Origin of the sequence: Bacillus sp. FSL K6-2944 (assembly GCF_038005385.1) — a bacterium.
Taxonomy (GTDB): domain Bacteria; phylum Bacillota; class Bacilli; order Bacillales; family Bacillaceae_G; genus Bacillus_A; species Bacillus_A cereus.
On record NZ_JBBOTE010000002.1, the window covers coordinates 1,003,164 to 1,022,101 of the forward strand.

Below are 18,938 nucleotides of genomic sequence, written 5' to 3' on the forward strand. Positions count from 1 at the left end.
CCTTCAAGTAAACTAAAGAGAGTTTGCAAATGAAAAGGTGATAATGTTGTTAATTTCAATTAAAACGTTACAAGATGATCGTTTTTTACGTCCGCTACAAAATATTGGCGGCTTATTTTTTGAAGAGAGTACGATTGGATTTGAACAAGAGGAAGCAAATCTTATCGTTGATATACACATTGAAGAGAATGTGAAAGCATCTGCTCGTTTAACAGATGTTGCGACTGGAAATGTGTATGAAGAAACATTCGCAAAAGATTTATCTGCTTTTACAGATGAAAAAGAGCGTATGAAGCAAGTGAAACACGTTGTTTCTTATGTATATCTTTCTGTTCTTCAGCAGTTAACTGGTATTGAACAAAGCTGGGGTATTTTAACGGGAGTACGTCCGACGAAACTTCTTCACAAAATGCTTCAAAATGGTATGTCAAAAGAAGAAGCGCATCAAGAACTTCGTGAAAGTTATTTAATTCATGAAGAGAAAATTGAACTTCTTCAGCGCATTGTTGATTGCCAATTAGCAGTTGTTCCGGATTTATACCGTTTGAAAGAAGAAGTAAGTATTTATATCGGTATTCCGTTCTGCCCAACGAAATGTGCATATTGTACATTCCCGGCTTATGCAATTAATGGACGCCAAGGATCTGTTGATTCGTTCTTAGGTGGTTTACATTATGAAGTTCGTGAAATTGGTAAGTTTTTAAAAGAAAAAGGTGTAAAAGTTACGACGATTTATTACGGCGGCGGTACACCTACAAGTATTACAGCAGAAGAGATGGATATGCTGTATGAAGAAATGTATGAAGCGTTCCCAGATGTGAAAAATGTGCGTGAAGTAACAGTTGAGGCAGGTCGCCCAGATACAATTACGCCAGCAAAGCTAGAAGTGTTAAATAAATGGAATATTGACCGTATTAGTATTAATCCGCAGTCATACCATCAAGAGACACTAAAAGCAATTGGACGTCATCATACTGTAGAAGAAACAATTGAGAAATACCATTTAGCTCGTGAAATGGGAATGAACAATATTAATATGGACTTAATTATTGGTCTTCCTGGTGAAGGGTTAGATATCTTCAAGCATACGTTAGATGAAACAGAAAAGTTAATGCCAGAATCATTAACAGTTCATACGTTATCATTTAAACGTGCTTCTGAAATGACGCAAAACAAACGTAAATATAAAGTAGCAGGTCGCGAAGAAATTACAGCGATGATGCATGAAGCAGAAGAGTGGACGCAAAAGCATAATTACGTACCATATTACCTATATCGTCAAAAGAATATTTTAGGTAACTTAGAGAACGTTGGTTATGCAATGCCGACGCAAGAAAGTATTTACAACATTGTCATTATGGAAGAAGTACAATCAATTATCGGACTTGGTTGTGGTGCATCAAGTAAATTTGTTCACCCGAAGACGGGAGCAATTACGCACTTTGCGAATCCGAAAGATCCAAAATCATATAACGATGGCTTTGTGAAATATACAGAAGATAAACTGAAAATTTTAGAAGAGCTATTTGCATAAGAAGAAAGAGGTTGTTCCGACTCGGAACAACCTCTTTTTTATCCTGCAGTAACGGGCGGTCCGATTATATCTTATCAGTTTTTGTCGGTAAGTCGATATATTCGAAAAATCGCTGATATAAATTGAGTTGTGGTTGATATATTTCAAGTTACGGTCCATATATCTGGAAAATCTCCGATATAATTTCATTTACTGTCTAGCGGTATCGTATGTAAAACTATGTCGATAATAATCAGAAAAATTAGTCAAATCATTAGAGGACAATGTCTACTTATGGACGAAATGATAGATTTATGAAAGAGAAAAGGGGGAAATTGTTGGCATGTATATGACGATAGGGAGAATTTTTGATTTATCAGTTGGTAAGTATCCAAATAAAGAGGCGTTAGTGGAACCTGAAAAAAATATTCGCTGGACGTATAAACAGTGGGATGAACAAATAAATAAAACAGCGCACGCTCTATTAGAAGAAGGGGTAAGAAAGGGAGATACGGTATCTGTTTACTTATATAATTGCCATGAATTTGTAAACGTTTACTTAGCCTGTGCGAAAATTGGAGCGATCTTTAACCCGATTAATTTCCGCTTAAAAGCAAAAGAAGTATCTTATATTCTTCAGGACGCATCCTCGAAAGTCGTTGTCTTTGAAAAAGCAGTTGAGTCAACTGTTGCTATAATTGAAAGAGATTTTCCAAATACATCTTTTTGGTCTATAGAAAACGATAAACCTTCCTATGCAAGTTCCTACCATGAAAAAGTGAATGAAGCATCTTCTGAGAAAGTAAATATCGAAATTGATGAAATGGATTATTGTTCTATGCTGTATACGAGCGGTACGACAGGTCATCCGAAAGGCGTGTTACACCGCCATCGTGAAATGGCTGAGCATAGTATGATTTGTACGTATTTCCTAAAATATAATAGAGATAGCGTTGGGCTTGTTGTTGCACCTTTATATCACTGTGGTGAATTAAATGCCGGAATCATACCACGCATTCAAGTTGGCGGAAAGAATGTTATTTTGCATCATTTTGATACAGAAACAGTATTACATACGATTCAAGAAGAAAAGATTACGACGTTCTTTGCAGCGCCGACGATGTGGAATATGTTGTTGCAAAAAGATTTAGCTCAGTATGATTTAACGTCAATGAAAATCGGTATATATGGCGGAGCAGCAATGGCACCGGCGTTAGTGAAGGAATGTAAAGAACGTCTTTATATTGATCTTGTTCAAATATACGGAATGACAGAAATGGGGCCAGTTGTTGCATTTCTCGTAGAGGAGGATCAAATTACCAAAGCTGGTTCAGCAGGCACGCCATGTTTTAGCCATGAAGTTCGTATTGTGAAACCGAACGAGGATGCACCGGCAGAACCAGATGATGTATTACCTCCTTATGAAGTGGGAGAAATTATTTTACGCGGCCCAACTATGATGGCTGGCTATCATAATCGTGAAGAAGCGAATAAAAAATCGATGTATAAAGGATGGTATCATTCTGGTGATCTAGGCTATTTTGATAAAGACGGTTATTTATTCGTTGCTGATCGCGTTGATGATATGGTAATTAGCGGTGGCGTAAATATTTATCCTCGTGAAATTGAAGATTTCCTTCATAGTCATCCAGGTATATTAGATGTGGCGGTACTTGGTGAGCCAGATGAATTATGGGGAGAGCGTGTTGTGGCAGTTATTGTGAAGAAAGATGAAACAATAACAGAAGCTGATTTAGAAACGTATTGCAAAGAAAGTGATGAACTAGCAGATTATAAACGTCCGCGTCATTATTTATTTGTAGATGAACTCCCTCGTAATGCGAGCGGGAAGTTGCAGAAGTTTGTACTGAGGGAGTCGTTGAAAGGTGCGAAAAAATAGAAAATGCAGGATGCCCCATATCTATGGGGTATCCTGCATTTTTCTGTATTAAACAGAAGAAACAATATCTTTGTTAATTCTCATTTTTTCTTGGTGAAGGTTAATTAGCGCATTTGAAATAAGGTGGAAACACAAAGTGGATGTAATACAAAAAGAAAAGACACCCTAAGGTGCCTTTCTCCGACTTGAACCATTTCATTTCATACGAATCGGAATCTATCCGTATTACCATTACCCCTTTGTTATGAGTGTAAACACACACTATAAAGCAGAATCGTCTATATACACTAGATTGTTAGTTCACAAAAGACAAGAGATTTGAGATCAATATCGAAGTGACGCCACATCCCCTATAATAATTGATATGTTACGCCTTTTAAAAGAATCTGCTTTATAGAACGTGCCCACAAGTTATATTTTACTATATGTAATATTCATTCAGTGTATTTTTTGATGAATATGTATAATTACATAAACTGTATGAAAAAAAGAGAGTATACTCTGATGTTGTGTAATAAAGATAAAGCCCGCCTATGGTGAAGTGCACCCCAATTGTTAGACACAGCCTAACAATTGGAGGTGCATTTTTTATGGCTAAATTTTCTTCAAAAGAAAAAATCCAAGCGGTGAAACGATATTTAGATGGTACAGAAAGTGGAAAAACAATTGCTAAATCTATAGGAGTTAACCCTAGTGTACTTCGTGAGTGGATTAGACGATATGAGTCTTCAGGTGAAAAGGCCTTTGAAAAGTGCTATACATTCTACCCAGCCCAGTATAAACTAGATGTACTTTATTATATGAATGAACACGGGACATCTATCAGAGAAACAGCGGCACTTTTCAATATACCGTCTTATGAAACACTTCGGAAATGGAAAATAGCTTATGAAACAGGAGGATTGGATGCCCTACAATCAAAGAAAAAGGGGCGTCCAACCATGAAAGATAAAAAAATAAAACCAGTAGATGAAGGATCAATCGAAGCCTTACAAGCGGAAAATGAGCGTTTACGTATGGAAAATGCCTATTTAAAAAAGTTGAATGCCTTAGTTCAAAACAAAGAAAAATCACCAAACAAGACAAAGCGCAAGTAACCTACGAGTTAAGGCATGAATTTCCTATCAAGGAGTTACTTCAACTCGCAAACATTCCACGTAGTACGTACTATTACTGGATGAAACGTTTTAATCGTCCTGATCCAAATGCGGAGGTAAAAGAACTGATTCAAGCTATTTATAATGAACACGATGGGTGTTATGGTTATCGTCGTATTCGTGATGAACTTATGAATCGTGGACACAAAGTAAATCATAAAAAAGTGTATCGCCTTATGAAAGAATTAGGGTTAAAATGTCTGGTTCGTATGAAAAAATATCGCTCTTACAAAGGGACAGTTGGGAAAATTGCGCCAAATATTTTAAATCGCAACTTCCAAGCTGAAAAACCAAATGAAAAGTGGGTTACAGATATTACGGAGTTTAAGTTATTTGGGGAGAAGTTATACCTATCACCAATGTTGGATTTATTTAATGGTGAAATTATCACATATACAATTGGTTCAAGACCGACCTATTCCCTTGTTTCAACGATGTTGGACCAAGCCCTTTATTGTGTAACCGATCCGGATAAACTACTCATTCACTCTGATCAAGGTTGGCACTATCAAATGAAACAATACCGTCATTCTCTTAAGAATTGTGGCATAACTCAAAGTATGTCTCGCAAAGGAAACTGTTATGACAATGCCGTTATTGAAAATTTCTTCGGTATCATGAAATCGGAATTTCTGTATCGAAAAGAATTTGAAAGTATAACACATTTCAAACAAGAATTAGCAAAGTATATAGAATACTATAATCATAAAAGAATTAAGGCAGCCTCTAGGGTATGAGCCCAGTACAATACCGGGCTCATACCCTAGAGGCTGCCTAATGAAACGACCTGTCTAACTTTCGGGGGTCACTTCAGGAATAGGGGGCTTTTCTTACTTTTTATAAATATTTATTCCAATTATATTATCAGATGAGTCTAAACGAATATAAACGTCAGCTGATAAAAGGTGTGCATTATATATTCGTTGTTTATATGTTGATATCTCGAAGCGTTTTCCATTTAATTCACATTCTAGAATAATCATATCGTCATGTTCTTTCCAATTTATTAATTTAGCAGTTGTATTCATATAAACCTCCTCTGAATCATTTTATGAAAATTAATAGAGATAGTGTGAGAAAGGAGTTTATATAACAAAAAAAGACACCTTAAGTGTCTTCTTTGATTACTATAAAAGTCGTTGAATGAAATAGGTTTCTATTTTTATTTGCGTGAAAAGCCTTCTTCATCAAGGTATTCCGCAGCTTCTGGATAAGAGTTGAATGTACCGTCTAAGTTTACACCAGCGTACACGTTCCACATGTCATCCTCTGAAATAAGAGTAAGAATATGACCATCTTCGTTCTGCCATTCTTCTTCTTTCGCAGGTTCTACAGGTGCTACTACTTCTTCTTGTGATAGAAGGTCAATTGATTTCTCAATTACTGAACGTAACTCCTCTGCTGAAAACTCACGGATGTTAACCATGCCTTTATCATCTGTTTTATAACCTTTAATACCGCTTGCATATACAAATCCATTTCCATTTGGGTGTAAATGAAATACAACGTTCTTTTTATCTAAACGACTTTCTTCAAAGTGGAAGTTTACACGTTTTAATGATACGTTCTTTCTTTCTAGTTCTGGGAAAGATTCAATAATCGATAATTTTTCTTCAAAAGTTAGCATAGTGCCTCCAAGTATATAGTAAAAGATTTAATTTGTTCATTATAGCATAGTTGCAATTGTTTCCAAAGATAAGGGGAAAACTTTTCGTTGAATACGTTTACGTCACGAGAATGTAAAAAGTGAGCTAACGAATGTATCTTTTTAGGTGTACAATGGAACATGGACTTTATACAAAGGTGGTTTTTTTATGTTTCAAAAAATAGCAAAGGAATGTTTAGCAGGATTTACTGTTGCGATTGTTGCGTTACCACTTGCGATTGCATTTGGTATTGCCGCGACAGGAACGTCTGAGGGAGCGCTTGTTGGATTGTATGGTGCGATTTTTGCAGGTTTATTCGCAGCGTTATTTGGCGGGACACCTGGGCAAGTAACAGGGCCAACTGGACCAATTACCGTTATTGCAACAGGAGTTATTGCGACGCACGGGTTAGAGGCAAGTTTTATTGCCTTTATGATGGCAGGGTTATTTCAAATTTTATTCGGTGTATGTAAGCTCGGTTCTTACGTTCGATATATTCCGTATCCTGTCGTTTCGGGATTTATGAATGGTATTGCATTAATCATTATTTTAGGCGAAATAAAGCACGTACAAAATAGTTTTTTACTTGTTGTGTTAACGATTATTGCAATGATTGTTTCTGGTAAATGGATTAAGGCGATTCCGTCTAGTTTAGTAGCACTAGTCGGTGTGACAGCTTTGCTTCCTTTATTTTCTTCCTTACTCGAAGGACTTACAGTAAAGTTACCGATTATCGGAAATCTTTCACTAAATAAAGTAATTGAAAAGATTGGAACCATTCCAGAAGCGATGCCTACGCTTCATATTCCATCTTTAAGTGGAACAGGAATAGCAGCACTTATTTTGCCAGCGCTTAGTATTGCTTTATTAGGATCGATTGACTCGTTGTTAACATCGGTCGTAATGGATAATGTGACAGGTACACGTCATAAAAGTAATAAAGAACTGGTCGGACAAGGTATCGGTAATATGATGAGCGGATTGTTTGGCGGATTAGCAGGTGCAGGTGCGACTGTAAGGTCTATCGTGAATATAAGAAGTGGCGGTAAAACGGCACTTTCGGCATGTATGCATAGTGTTATCTTATTTATTTTTATTATGGGTCTTGGTTCGGTCGTACAATATATTCCACTTGCTGTATTATCAGGTATTTTAATTTTAACTGGTATTGGAATGTTCGATTGGGGAAGCATGAAAAAGATGCATGTCGCTCCTAAAGGTGATGTCGTTGTTATGCTCGTAACGATGATTGTAACGGTGAAGTTCGATTTAATGATTGCTGTTGCATTCGGTATTATTCTTTCGTTCATCATATATATGGTGAAATGTAAAGAACGCAAAACTTCTATCGTAAAAGAAAAAGAAGAAACGTACACAATTCAAGGACCGCTCTCTTTCCTATCAGTAGATCGTATTTTCTCTACTTTACAAGATGTGAAGCCACCGGTTGTTTTACGTATGAAAGATGTGCGTTATATGGATGTATCAGGAGCTATGGCATTATTAAATTTTGTTGAGCAATCAAATAAAGTAGGAGCAAGTGTAAAGCTTGAGCAAGTACATCCGAGTATTGAAAAAACAATCGCAGTAATGGCAAGCAATGAACAGAAAGAGCAATTGAAAATTTTAAGTGTTTAGATGGTAATTAGAATATCTCACAATCTTACATAAATTATAATGTAGAGTTGTGGGATATTTTTATAATGTTTTTAGTAATATGTATCGCAGTGATAGAGAGGAAGGGCTCTTTTGAGTAATAGAAACGGTTATAGTGTGTACATATATAATGGAAGGAATTAGAAAAAATATTGTGAAGAGACAGGCTTAAATGGGTTCTCTTTTCTATTTTGAAAAAAAAACCAAGTATTCAACCTATAATAAATTTGTTATGATAACCAATGGGATAAAGTGAATTCCTATCGTTTAAAACAATATGTTTGAGAGTATATGTATAAAAGAAAAGAGAAAAAATATGAATAAAACATTTGTAAAAGGAGCAGCAATTTTAACCATTACAACTTTTTTGTCGAAATTGCTGGGTAGTTTTTTTCAAATTCCATTACAAAATATTGCAGGAGATGAAGTGCTCGGTATTTTCCGCCTTGTTTTTCCTGTATATATGATTGCTCTTACATTATCGGTAGCCGGAGTTCCACTTGCAATTTCGAAACTAATTGCAGAGTTGAACGAAAAAAATAAGCAAAAGGAAATTGCGAAATTATTTAAATCAGCGTCAATTATTGGGATAGCATTTGGCGTTTTCGGCTGTTTAGTCATTGTATTATTTTCTATTGAAATTGCAAATATGCTTGGTGGACAAGAAACTAGAATGCCGTTGCTTATTACTTCATTAGCGTTACTCATTGCGCCATACATGGCGGTGTATAGAGGGTATTTTCAAGGTTTCGGTGATATGAAACCAACAGGGGTATCACAGGTCATTGAGCAATTTGTACGTGTGTTTTTTATGTTAATAATTGCTTACATACTAGTATCATGGGATAAGAGTAATACTGTTATTACTAGTGGTGCGATGGTTGGCTCTTTTCTTGGAGTCATTAGTTCGCTTATATATTTGCGTATAAAATATAATAGAAGTCCATACTACAATAAAAGCAATTCCTATTCGCTCCGAGATTTAAGAGAAAACGGCAAAAAGATATTGCGGGTATCGATCCCAATCGCTATTGGAGCTTTATCAATGCCACTTTTAAATTTAGTAGACTCGCTTACAATACCGCATGTATTACAAGGATCATCAACAGAAATTCAAGAACAATTTGGAATATACAGTCGCGGTTTTGCATTCACGCAAATAATTGTTATTTTTGCAAGCGCAATTGTATTTCCGTTAATACCACTCTTAACTTCCGCATTGGCCAAAAGAGATATAAATTTGGCGAAAATAACAATTCAAAATACAAATCGACTAGCGCATGTTTTGACAGCACCGTTAACAATATGGTTGATGGCATTAACAGTACCGTTAAATGTCGGATTGTTCACAGATGTAAAAGGCAGTAGTATGTTAACAGTTATGATTGGCAGTTCGTATTTTACTGCGGTTATGGTATTATCAATAGGTGTTTTACAGGGCATTAACCGTTCTGCACAAGCTGCATGGATTGTTATTGGTGCGAGTTGTGTGAAAGTCGTGTTAAACATAATGTTCGTGCAGAAGTTTGGCATAGATGGAGCGGCGTATAGTACATTCATTACTTACGTATTGATTTGTATTGTAAATCATTTGTATATTCGAAGCTATATTGCCTATTCTATTCATTTAAAAAGCTTTTTTGGTGTGCTAGCAATAGCATGTATTTTGGGACTAGGATTGTATGAACTATGTAATGTGATAAATATTACATCTTCAAGAATTATGACGTTATTATTCAGTGGTATAGCATTAAGTATTACAACCATTTTGTATGGTGTATGTGCTTTGAAATTAAAATGGATATCAATAAACAAAATACCATTTTTGAAAAGATAAATATAGAAATTTAATTTTTTATTATAATTCATATGAACTGATAAAGAGGAAACTATGTAGGGTATCAAGTGTTTAGGTAAGGAATGGGTACTAGTTTATGTTAGATGAAATAAACGGTTACCTAGTTTTGGAGGAGATTTAGGGTGCGTTTAGTCTTATCAGGATATTATGGTTTTTATAATGTTGGAGACGAGGCGATTCTACAATCAATTATTGAATCGTTAAGTAAAGAGAACCCGGATATAGAACTAGTAGTACTATCAAATGATTCTAAATATACAAAGGAAATGTATGGTGTAGAATCGGTAGATCGCTGGGATATAAAAGCTGTTTATCATGCAATCAAAAACAGTGATGGAGTTATTAGCGGTGGCGGGAGCCTTCTTCAAGATCAGACAAGTACGAAGAGTATTCTATATTATACGGGTATTATGGGACTCGCTCGATTATTAAAAAAGCCGTATTATATTTATTCACAAGGAATAGGTCCAATTACAAAAGGATATAATCGTCTATTAGTAAAATGGAACTTGTCAAAAGCTTCCTATGTATCAGTTCGAGATGAGGATTCGTTTTTATATTTAAAAGAACTTGGCATAAAAAACGATATTGAAATTGTTCCAGACCCTGTTTTAACATGGAAACGGACAAAACAATCGGATTGGTTGCAAAAGCATTCGATACATGGAAAAGTAATTGCGGTTAGTGTACGTTATTGGAATGCAAAAGAAGATTATATAAAAAAATTAGCTGCGGCATTAAAAAAATTAAAGCAAGAAGGATACCAAATTCTATTTGTTCCAATGCATGAGCCATTTGATCAAAAAGCTTCGCGTGAAGTAGTAGACTTAATGGGGGAAGAGACGTATATGCTTCCATATAAAATGGATATCGAAGAGAAAATATTCATTTTATCACAATGTTCATTACTAATTGGTATGCGTCTTCATGCACTAGTTTTTTCTGCTGTAGCCAAAACTCCAATGGTCGGGATTTCATACGATCCGAAAATTGATTCGTTTTTAAGTCAAGTGAATCAGCCAGTTATAGGAAGTGTGGATGGCGAATGGAGTGCTGAATATTTATATGAAATTGCGAAAAAGCAATTAATGCAACAAGGAACTGTGCAGCAAGAGTTACAATTGACAATAGATGAGCTTCGGTTGCAAGGCAAACAGGCAACAAAGAAACTCATTGATCATATGGAAAAAGGCACTTTATTAAAAAAGTAAAGTGTCTTTTATTTTGTTTTGAATGTAATGAAAATTCTAATTAAAAAACGTTTTATTTTAATTCCTATTTATTATGCTAAAATGATTGTGATTATTATATATAAGTCCACTATAAAATATCATCATGTATAAATCACTTCGAGATACCCGATAATGTTTGTAAAAAACATAAGGGGAGAAAATACGCTATGTCATATAAAATACAAAAATCACAACCTTTCACAATATCAGATTTACGAAAATTAGAGAAAAAAGAAAAACAAGCTTCTCGTCAACGACGTATTACAGCTGTCCGAATGGTAATGGAAGGATATACAATGGTAGACGTAGCGGCCATACTTGGTATGCATCGTCAAAGCGTTGCTAGTTATGTAAAAAAGTTCAAAGAACATGAACTGGAAGGATTACTTACTCGTAAACAAATCCCAGGTAAAAAGCCGTATTTAACTAAGCAACAACAGGAAGAATTGAAGCAACTCATTTTAAATACAACTCCAGTGGAGTTGCAATTCGGTCAAGAATCTTTCTGGAATACACGCAATATCCAATACATCATCAAAGAGAAATTTACGATTTGTATGTCACGTGAAGGCATCCGTAAAATGTTACATCGGATGAATTTTTCCTATACAAATGCTACTTATGTATTAAAAAAAGCGAATAAAGAAAAACAAATACAGTTTCAAAAACAATTAGATATGATAAAAAAAACTTAATTGATGAAAATACTGTACTCTTGTATCAAGATGAATGTCACTTTAGAGATAGTCAAACCGTTCATGCTACATGGTTTGCAAAGGGGAAGCAAAAGAAAATTGCAGTATTAGGAAAGCGTATTTCAACATCTTTATTCGGTACAATTGATGCAATCACTGGTAAATTTCTCTGTACAACAGCAGAACGCTGTAATGCTGAAACGTTTCAGCACTTTTTAACATATGTGTTAAAAGAATATAAAAATAAGCACGTCGTGCTTGTATTAGATAATGCAAGGTATCATCATGCTAAATTACTGAAATCCTTTTTACGAGAAAATAACCGCCGTCTAACTTTGCTGTTTTTACCTCCATATTCCCCGAACTTAAATATGATTGAACGTGTATGGAAGGTAATGAAGGAAAATGTATTAGCAAATTGTTATCATGAAACGATGAATCATTTAGTGGATTCAATCTATCAATTTATAGAATCTATTGATAAAAATCCGGATGCAATCCTCAGTCGTATTCAACGTACAGATATGTCGATTTTTTAAAGAGGACTTATATATAATCAAATTTGTGATAATAAATTCGTAGATTACGAGGAGGATAACCTTGAAGACTTTTTCAAAAGGTATAACAGCAGTGGCATTAACGGGATCATTACTTTTAACTCCTATTTCAAGTTATGCGGCAAATGATGATATTACAGGACATATGTTTGAGACGCATATGCGCTCACTTATTACTAAAGGAGTTTTAATGGGGTATGGAGACAATGTATATGCGCCTGATAAATTAGTAACAAGAGCAGAGTTTGCTACATTCATAGCAAGGGCTTTAAATTTACCGAAAGCTGATTCGAATTTCGAGGATGTGCCGAAGACTTACGGTTTATATGATGGTGTAAGTAGAGCATATGGAGCGAAAATTATTAATGGTCGTACGAACGAGACGTTCTCACCAAATGATGTGATTACACGTGAAGAAATGTCGATCATGGTAAAGCGAGCGTTAGACTATAAAAATATTAAAGTAGCTGTAAGTCCGCTTACCTTTACTGATAAAGATAGTATTAACTATAAAGAGCATGTGCAAGTTATGGTGGCTACTCAAATTATTAAAGGGTATCCAGAAGATAATACATTTAGACCACATTTATCAGCTACAAGAGGAATGGCTTCAGCTATGTTGGATCGCATGCTTCAGACGATTGAAAAAAACGGAAATACCAATCCTGTAGAAACTAAGAAATATGTTGTGACAAATGTAAGAGAAAACGGAACAGAGCAAGAAGTAGAGCGCTATAATACGTATAAAGAAGCGGTTACGGCTGCTCAAAATAAAGGTATGAATGCGGTAAAATATGAGAACGAATTTTTATGGATTAAAGATGGTTTTGCAAGTGCGAAAAGAATAACTGGGCAAAACATCATTAATATTTATGATGAGAATTTAGCAACAGTATATACGTATATTCAGTATGGAACAGAATTGAAAGTGTTAGAAGTTGGCGAAGATCGTGTGAAAGTTCAACTTTCTGGTTTGACAGGTTATGTGAAGAAGAATGAAATCACTTTAATTCCTACCAATGAAATGAAACAGTCGTCTTATTATGTGAAATCAGATGGATATTTATACCATAAATATTATACATATAATACAAGTTCACCTGGATATACAGAATTTAGATATGGTGTGGCACCTTCTTTCATGAAGCAAGGACAGCAAATGTATAGTGTAGATGGAAAGACATTCGGAGACGAAACTTTCTATCAATATTTCAATTATTTATCATTACGTTCGAAAACAGATTATACAGCTGAACAACTAGATAGTTATGTGAAATCGATTAAGCCAGACTCTCCATTAATTGGTTTAGGAAAGAAATTTAAAGAAGTAGAAAGCAAGTATAATGTAAATGCATTATTCTTATATTCATTAGCAATTCATGAAAGTTATTATGGAACAAGCGCTCTTGCAAAAGACAAAAATAATTTATTTGGTTTAAAAGCAACAGACGATAGTCCATATGGTAACGGAGAAGCATTCAATTCAAAAGAAGATTGTATTGAACATGCAGCAAAATTATACATGAATGAAGGATATTTAAATCCAGGACATTGGCGTTATACAGCAACATATACAGGTGATAAAGCTGCTGGTTTAAATGCGAAATATGCATCTGATGCGAACTGGGGTAAAAAAGTAGCGGGGCATATGAACCGTTTTGATTCTTATTTAGGTAAAAAAGAATACAACAAGTACAAACTTGCACGTGTGATGAATAACGTGGAAGTGAAAAAGAATCCTAGTATATCAAATGAGCGACTGTATCGTTTAAATACAAATGTAGTTGTCACAGTTACTGGTGAAGAAATAATAAATGGAAAAGCGTGGGTTAAAGTTATTTCAGATAATCCTACTGTAACAGAAGCGTATATTGCAAAAGAAAGCTTAGAGTACGTAAAACATTAATTAAATAAAAAAGAAGGTGCTACTAATATTTCGTAGCACCTTCTTTTTATTCAATTTCAAAATCAACAATGATATAGGCGAGTATAACAACGAAGAAAATGCTAACGGCTGGCGCTGTTAATACGTGGCCAGACATAAAGCCAATGCCAAGTGATAGAATGAGTGTGCTCGCTAATAGCATATACTTTACAGTCATGATTTTCTTAAAGTTTGTGATCATGCGGATGAATAATGTAATACCAAAGTATAGAAGTGGTATTAAGTAAATAAGGAAACCGATAATTCCAAATGCGAAAAATAGGTCATGGAAGTCCATTTCAATTAATTTAATTTTATCTGTGTAGTTACCAGCGTAACCCATTCCGAATAGTTTTTGTGAAAGCGGTGCGTCTTTATAGTACTGTTTGTATGTTTTTAAGAATTTGTCGCGATCGCTGTAAATTAAACTTTTTACTTCAGAATCTGTAAGTTCACCTTTTGCATGTTTTTTTGCATCTTCTGGATCTTCTTTAATTACTTTTCCTTCTTTTCGATCTTTCTCTTCTTGTACTGATTTTTTGTATTCGTATATTTGCATGTGAATGCCCATATTTTTTGCGATAGGAGTATGCGGTGTAAGAACAATTAAACCTCCTAGTATAACAGCGGCAACAACGGTATTTACAATATGTGTGAATCCTTTTCCTTCTTTTTTACGATTTATCATGTACTCAAGGAATGAGAAGAAAAGTGCTACGCCTAATGTAATAACAATTGCGCCATATCCGACTTTCGTTCCGACCATAATACTTGCATACATCGCAAGTATTGTTGGAATCCAGTAATATATTTTCGAGAAAGAAGTTGTTTTATGAATTGAATATAAGACAATGATTGGGAACATAATGGCGAAAAGAGAACTTAAATCATTTCCAGCGAAGAACCAACCTCTTGAACCGATTTTTGAATGAGGATAGCTTGGGAAATCCGTTCCAGTTTGCATTGCGACAATCATTGTGATGCTTAAAATTAAAGTTGCATATAAGAAATATGTAATGATTTTATGAAATACATATTCTTTATTTTTTAGCTCTTTAAAGGCGATAATATATCCAAACAGTAGCACAATTGGATATACGCTCTTTAAGATAAATTTAACTTCTTCTCCAAATGAAATTGGAGATTTAACCATCATATTATTTACAAGACCGATTGCGAGTGCGATTCCGAGTAAACATAAATAGAGGATGTACTTTTTCGCATCTTGTTGTTTGTGATGAAGAAGTAGGTATCCTAATGCAAGAAGCATAAAGGCGAAACGGACTACAACTCCAACTGTTGCGCTCATGTGTAGTATATAGATTGAAAAAGATGTTAATAAATCTAAAATTGGTTGAAACACAATGAATAGCAATAGGAAATGTGGGAAGTAGTTATCCGTTTGTTTCAACTTATTAACCATATGTTCCTCCAGTTCTTCATTCCTTTATTACAACACCCAAAAGATGGGTATAAAGCCTTTTTTACATAGTAAGGCGAATGAATTTCAATATTTGTTTTTTTATCAAACTTAAGAATACACCATTTCATTGTAATGGTAAATAGATGAAAAGCATGGATAAACCGACTTTAATTTCTATATTTTTCAACGGAATTGTATGTTTTATACGGTATATGTACAAATTGCGAGATTATTAGACAGAAAATTGAGAAAAAAGAAGGATTTTTCAGTGGTTTTCTATAATTATATAAGTATAATCTTTATGGAGAAAAGAGGGGTATATATAATGGAAATAACAAGTAAAACAGAATCTGTCGTTGTGAAATATGAAGGCCACGTTGCAACGGTTATGGTCAATCGCCCAGAGGTGTTAAATGCGTTGGATGAGCCGACCTTAAAAGAGTTATTACAAAAGTTGAAAGAAGTAGCGGAAAGTTCTGCGCATATCGTTGTGTTATGCGGGAACGGCCGTGGTTTTTCTGCGGGTGGGGATATTAAATCGATGCTTTCAAGTAATGATGAAAGTAAGTTTGATGGCATTATGAATACCATTTCTGAAGTTGTCGTGACATTATATACGATGCCAAAGCTTGTTATTAGTGCAATTCATGGACCGACTGCAGGTCTTGGGTTAAGTATTGCGTTAACAGCTGATTATGTAATGGCGGATATATCATCTGTTATTGCAATGAACTTTATTGGAATCGCTTTAATTCCAGATGGAGGCGGTCATTTCTTCCTTCAAAAGCGTGTCGGTGAAAATATGACGAAGCAAATTATTTGGGAAGGTAAGAAATTATCAGCGACAGAAGCGCTTGATATCGACTTAATTGATGAAGTAATCGGCGAAGATTTCCAAACGGCTGTGAAGCAGAAGATTAATGAATGGTCACAAAAACCGATTAAAGCAATGATTCAAACGAAGCAAATTTTATGTGAAGTAAATCGCTCTAATTTAGAGCAAACATTGCAATTAGAAAAGCGTGGTCAATATGCAATGAGACAAACAGCGGATCATAAAGAAGGTATTGCTGCGTTTTTAGAGAAACGTTTACCAGCATTTAAAGGGGAATAAAGTTTGTCCATTCCTCACTGATTATTAGCTCGTTAATTCGGGATAAAGGGGAGAAAGTGCTAACACATTTTAGTATAATTGTGTTAGCACTTTTTTTAGGAGTAATACATGAAGAGAATGATTGGTGTTATCACTATTATTTTGCTTACATATTCTGCTTTGCATAGTACACCATCTTTGGCAGTTCGGACTGCGTTATTTTTTGAGGGACATCCAAGTGTTGCATTTTCTGACGGGGTGACGAAAGAAAAAGATGTGAAAAAAGAAGCGATTCCAGATGAGTATCAAACTCTATATGGTAAGGACAAAGACTTAGAGCACTATTTCTTTCCACATGTAAGAGCACATGGATCAGGAATTGATATGTTAAGTGCATGCGTGAAGAAAAAATGGTTTTTCTATAAAGCAGAGCTCGGATGTTATTAAATATAGGAGGATGAATGATGTCAGCATATAACAAGTTAGTCAGAGATCGTGTTCCAGAGAAGATTTTAATGTCTGGAAAAACATATACAGCACAAAAATTAACAGGTCAAGCCTACATACAAGCTTTAGCGAAAATTGGAACGGAAGAAATTCGTGAATTTGCTTCTATGAAAGAACGCGAACATGCACTAGATTCTCTTGCAGATGCGCTAGAGGTTATCATTTCATTAGCACGTGCAGAAGGTGCATCGATTGAAGATGTGGAACGCCTTCGTAAGCAAAAAGAGATAGAGCGCGGTGGATTTGAAAGAGGTATTTATTTATTAGATGTTTCAGAAGAATAGTTTTATAGGAAAAGCATAGCGTTAATGAGTAACACTATGCTTTTTTGTTGCAATGAAGCTAATAATGAAGAAGATAGCTGTTAATATCCAGCCGATTGTAATAGAAGTAGTAGTATGAATGGCATAAGAGATTTGTAAACAAAATAATGATGCTAAAAACCAAATGAGTGCAATGTGTATATATTTTTTTGATATATTCATATTTCAGGGCTCCTTTTGTATACTAAAAAGAATTTTACTACAATTTAGAAAATTAGGCCATATAAGTAGAGGTTTTCTGGCGAATTTTGTATACTGAATAGTAGAGAAAATGAGGAGGAAACGACAATGGCACACCATACGAAAGAAACGATGGAACTGATTAAGGAGCTTGTCTCTATTCCAAGTCCATCTGGAAATACAGCAAAAATTATTAATTTCATTGAAAACTATGTCAGTGAGTGGAACGTAGAAACGAAACGTAATAATAAGGGAGCTCTTATTTTAACGGTAAAAGGGAAGAATGATGCGCAGCACCGCTTATTAACGGCACACGTTGATACGTTAGGTGCGATGGTGAAAGAAATTAAGCCTGATGGTCGCCTGAGTCTTTCTATGATTGGTGGATTTCGCTGGAACTCTGTAGAAGGGGAATATTGCGAAATTGAAACATCAAGTGGCAAGACATATACAGGAACGATTTTAATGCATCAAACATCTGTACATGTATATAAAGATGCAGGTGAAGCAAAACGCGATGAGAAAAATATTGAAGTTCGTATTGATGAGCGCGTATTTTCAGCTGATGAAGTACGCGAATTAGGAATTGAAGTAGGAGACTTCGTTTCATTTGATCCGCGTGTTCAAATTACAGAGAGTGGATACATAAAATCCCGTCATTTAGATGACAAAGTAAGTGTTGCGATTTTATTAAAATTAATTAAAAGTTTACAAGATGAAAACGTAACATTACCATATACGACGCATTTCTTAATTTCTAATAATGAAGAGATTGGATACGGTGGTAATTCTAACATTCCTGAAGAAACTGTTGAATACTTAGCAGTTGATATGGGAGCGTTAGGTGATGGACAAGCATCTGATGAATATACAGTATCTATTTGTGCAAAAGACTCTAGCGGCCCGTATCATTACGCACTGCGTAAACATTTAGTAGAGCTTGCGAAAACGAATCATATTGAATATAAAGTAGATATTTATCCATACTACGGATCTGATGCATCAGCTGCGATTCGCGCGGGATTTGATGTGAAACATGCTTTAATTGGAGCGGGTATTGATTCTTCTCACGCATTTGAACGTACACATGAAAGTTCTATTGCGCATACAGAAGCATTAGTGTATGCATATGTAATGTCTAATTTAATTGAAGAATAATTTCATAGATAATAGAGAGCTGATTAAAGATATTATTTTTAATCAGCTTTTTATTTGGCGAAGCGATTAGGAGACATGTTCTAATCGCTTTTTAATCCCGCTATTTGCCGAGTAGT

Annotated in this window: 16 protein-coding genes and 1 pseudogene; 13 read left to right on the forward strand and 4 right to left on the reverse strand. The window is 35.0% G+C overall.

Going from position 1 to position 18,938, the window contains the following annotated elements; translation table 11 throughout:
* Positions 1 to 43: 43 nt before the first annotated feature.
* The 3 genes and pseudogenes from MHH55_RS26220 to MHH55_RS26230 all read left to right on the forward strand — a co-directional run bounded on the left by MHH55_RS26220 (position 44) and on the right by MHH55_RS26230 (position 5,348).
* A complete protein-coding gene (locus MHH55_RS26220; protein ID WP_002025370.1) occupies positions 44 to 1,534 on the forward strand; it encodes a coproporphyrinogen III oxidase in 1,491 nt (496 codons plus the stop codon).
* Between the two features lie 322 nt (positions 1,535 to 1,856).
* Positions 1,857 to 3,413: a fatty acid--CoA ligase gene (locus tag MHH55_RS26225; RefSeq protein ID WP_000281991.1), complete on the forward strand. Its 1,557-nt coding sequence runs from the start codon at positions 1,857 to 1,859 to the stop codon at positions 3,411 to 3,413.
* 590 nt (positions 3,414 to 4,003) lie between these two features.
* Positions 4,004 to 5,348: pseudogene (locus MHH55_RS26230) on the forward strand (IS3-like element ISBth10 family transposase).
* Positions 5,349 to 5,400: 52 nt separating this feature from the next.
* Here the strand turns inward: MHH55_RS26230 and MHH55_RS26235 are convergent.
* Together MHH55_RS26235 and MHH55_RS26240 are read right to left on the reverse strand one after the other, a co-directional pair.
* A complete protein-coding gene (locus tag MHH55_RS26235; RefSeq protein ID WP_078187957.1) occupies positions 5,401 to 5,598 on the reverse strand; it encodes a hypothetical protein in 198 nt (65 codons plus the stop codon).
* 134 nt (positions 5,599 to 5,732) lie between these two features.
* A complete protein-coding gene (locus MHH55_RS26240; RefSeq protein ID WP_000954998.1) occupies positions 5,733 to 6,197 on the reverse strand; it encodes a hypothetical protein in 465 nt (154 codons plus the stop codon).
* A gap of 187 nt (positions 6,198 to 6,384) precedes the next feature.
* Here MHH55_RS26240 and MHH55_RS26245 point away from each other — a divergent pair, with 187 nt between their 5' ends.
* The 6 genes from MHH55_RS26245 to MHH55_RS26270 all read left to right on the forward strand — a co-directional run bounded on the left by MHH55_RS26245 (position 6,385) and on the right by MHH55_RS26270 (position 14,120).
* Positions 6,385 to 7,854 (forward strand): SulP family inorganic anion transporter, encoded by a 1,470-nt coding sequence (locus MHH55_RS26245; RefSeq protein WP_078187958.1) that lies wholly within the window; start codon positions 6,385 to 6,387, stop codon positions 7,852 to 7,854.
* Between the two features lie 334 nt (positions 7,855 to 8,188).
* Positions 8,189 to 9,709, forward strand: coding sequence for a putative polysaccharide biosynthesis protein (locus tag MHH55_RS26250; protein ID WP_001043999.1), 1,521 nt, complete (start codon positions 8,189 to 8,191; stop codon positions 9,707 to 9,709).
* A 143-nt stretch (positions 9,710 to 9,852) separates the two neighbouring features.
* On the forward strand, positions 9,853 to 10,941 hold the full coding sequence (csaB, locus tag MHH55_RS26255) for a polysaccharide pyruvyl transferase CsaB (protein WP_001241593.1): 1,089 nt from the start codon (positions 9,853 to 9,855) through the stop codon (positions 10,939 to 10,941).
* Positions 10,942 to 11,129: 188 nt separating this feature from the next.
* The gene (locus tag MHH55_RS26260) at positions 11,130 to 11,657 is read left to right on the forward strand and encodes a helix-turn-helix domain-containing protein (protein WP_078188213.1); all 528 of its coding nucleotides are present in this window, start codon (positions 11,130 to 11,132) and stop codon (positions 11,655 to 11,657) included.
* Positions 11,658 to 11,677: 20 nt separating this feature from the next.
* On the forward strand, positions 11,678 to 12,196 hold the full coding sequence (locus MHH55_RS26265; protein WP_078188212.1) for an IS630 family transposase: 519 nt from the start codon (positions 11,678 to 11,680) through the stop codon (positions 12,194 to 12,196).
* A 61-nt stretch (positions 12,197 to 12,257) separates the two neighbouring features.
* Positions 12,258 to 14,120 carry an S-layer homology domain-containing protein gene (locus MHH55_RS26270; RefSeq protein ID WP_000847498.1) on the forward strand — a complete coding sequence of 621 codons (1,863 nt, stop codon included), beginning with the start codon at positions 12,258 to 12,260 and terminating at the stop codon, positions 14,118 to 14,120.
* A gap of 46 nt (positions 14,121 to 14,166) precedes the next feature.
* On the opposite strand, the gene MHH55_RS26275 is transcribed toward MHH55_RS26270, so the two are convergent.
* The gene (locus tag MHH55_RS26275; RefSeq protein WP_074554181.1) at positions 14,167 to 15,561 is read right to left on the reverse strand and encodes an O-antigen ligase family protein; all 1,395 of its coding nucleotides are present in this window, start codon (positions 15,559 to 15,561) and stop codon (positions 14,167 to 14,169) included.
* Positions 15,562 to 15,862: 301 nt separating this feature from the next.
* Between MHH55_RS26275 and MHH55_RS26280 the strand changes: the two genes are divergently transcribed.
* The 3 genes from MHH55_RS26280 to MHH55_RS26290 all read left to right on the forward strand — a co-directional run bounded on the left by MHH55_RS26280 (position 15,863) and on the right by MHH55_RS26290 (position 17,445).
* Positions 15,863 to 16,675 (forward strand): enoyl-CoA hydratase, encoded by an 813-nt coding sequence (locus MHH55_RS26280; RefSeq protein WP_130055419.1) that lies wholly within the window; start codon positions 15,863 to 15,865, stop codon positions 16,673 to 16,675.
* 108 nt (positions 16,676 to 16,783) lie between these two features.
* Positions 16,784 to 17,101 carry a hypothetical protein gene (locus tag MHH55_RS26285; protein WP_074554177.1) on the forward strand — a complete coding sequence of 106 codons (318 nt, stop codon included), beginning with the start codon at positions 16,784 to 16,786 and terminating at the stop codon, positions 17,099 to 17,101.
* 17 nt (positions 17,102 to 17,118) lie between these two features.
* Positions 17,119 to 17,445 (forward strand): nucleoside triphosphate pyrophosphohydrolase, encoded by a 327-nt coding sequence (locus MHH55_RS26290; RefSeq protein ID WP_001277350.1) that lies wholly within the window; start codon positions 17,119 to 17,121, stop codon positions 17,443 to 17,445.
* Between the two features lie 21 nt (positions 17,446 to 17,466).
* Here MHH55_RS26290 and MHH55_RS26295 read toward each other — a convergent pair whose 3' ends face one another.
* Positions 17,467 to 17,646, reverse strand: coding sequence for a hypothetical protein (locus MHH55_RS26295; RefSeq protein ID WP_001027083.1), 180 nt, complete (start codon positions 17,644 to 17,646; stop codon positions 17,467 to 17,469).
* Positions 17,647 to 17,772: 126 nt separating this feature from the next.
* On the opposite strand from MHH55_RS26295, the gene MHH55_RS26300 reads away from it, so the two are divergent.
* Positions 17,773 to 18,822, forward strand: a complete 1,050-nt coding sequence (locus MHH55_RS26300) for a M42 family metallopeptidase (protein ID WP_078187951.1) — start codon at positions 17,773 to 17,775, stop codon at positions 18,820 to 18,822.
* Positions 18,823 to 18,938: the final 116 nt, after the last annotated feature.

What these genes read in the sequence shown, in the direction of transcription:
- MHH55_RS26280 (WP_130055419.1), top strand. Translation starts at nt 15,863, where the DNA reads ATGGAGAAAAGAGGGGTATATATAATGGAAATAACAAGTAAAACAGAA.
- MHH55_RS26290 (WP_001277350.1), top strand. Translation starts at nt 17,119, where the DNA reads ATGTCAGCATATAACAAGTTAGTCAGAGATCGTGTTCCAGAGAAGATT.
- MHH55_RS26260 (WP_078188213.1), top strand. Translation starts at nt 11,130, where the DNA reads ATGTCATATAAAATACAAAAATCACAACCTTTCACAATATCAGATTTA.
- MHH55_RS26220 (WP_002025370.1), top strand. Translation starts at nt 44, where the DNA reads ATGTTGTTAATTTCAATTAAAACGTTACAAGATGATCGTTTTTTACGT.
- MHH55_RS26295 (WP_001027083.1), bottom strand. Translation starts at nt 17,646, where the DNA reads ATGAATATATCAAAAAAATATATACACATTGCACTCATTTGGTTTTTA.
- MHH55_RS26235 (WP_078187957.1), bottom strand. Translation starts at nt 5,598, where the DNA reads ATGAATACAACTGCTAAATTAATAAATTGGAAAGAACATGACGATATG.
- MHH55_RS26275 (WP_074554181.1), bottom strand. Translation starts at nt 15,561, where the DNA reads ATGGTTAATAAGTTGAAACAAACGGATAACTACTTCCCACATTTCCTA.
- MHH55_RS26250 (WP_001043999.1), top strand. Translation starts at nt 8,189, where the DNA reads ATGAATAAAACATTTGTAAAAGGAGCAGCAATTTTAACCATTACAACT.
- MHH55_RS26225 (WP_000281991.1), top strand. Translation starts at nt 1,857, where the DNA reads ATGTATATGACGATAGGGAGAATTTTTGATTTATCAGTTGGTAAGTAT.
- MHH55_RS26300 (WP_078187951.1), top strand. Translation starts at nt 17,773, where the DNA reads ATGGCACACCATACGAAAGAAACGATGGAACTGATTAAGGAGCTTGTC.
- MHH55_RS26245 (WP_078187958.1), top strand. Translation starts at nt 6,385, where the DNA reads ATGTTTCAAAAAATAGCAAAGGAATGTTTAGCAGGATTTACTGTTGCG.
- MHH55_RS26285 (WP_074554177.1), top strand. Translation starts at nt 16,784, where the DNA reads ATGAAGAGAATGATTGGTGTTATCACTATTATTTTGCTTACATATTCT.
- MHH55_RS26240 (WP_000954998.1), bottom strand. Translation starts at nt 6,197, where the DNA reads ATGCTAACTTTTGAAGAAAAATTATCGATTATTGAATCTTTCCCAGAA.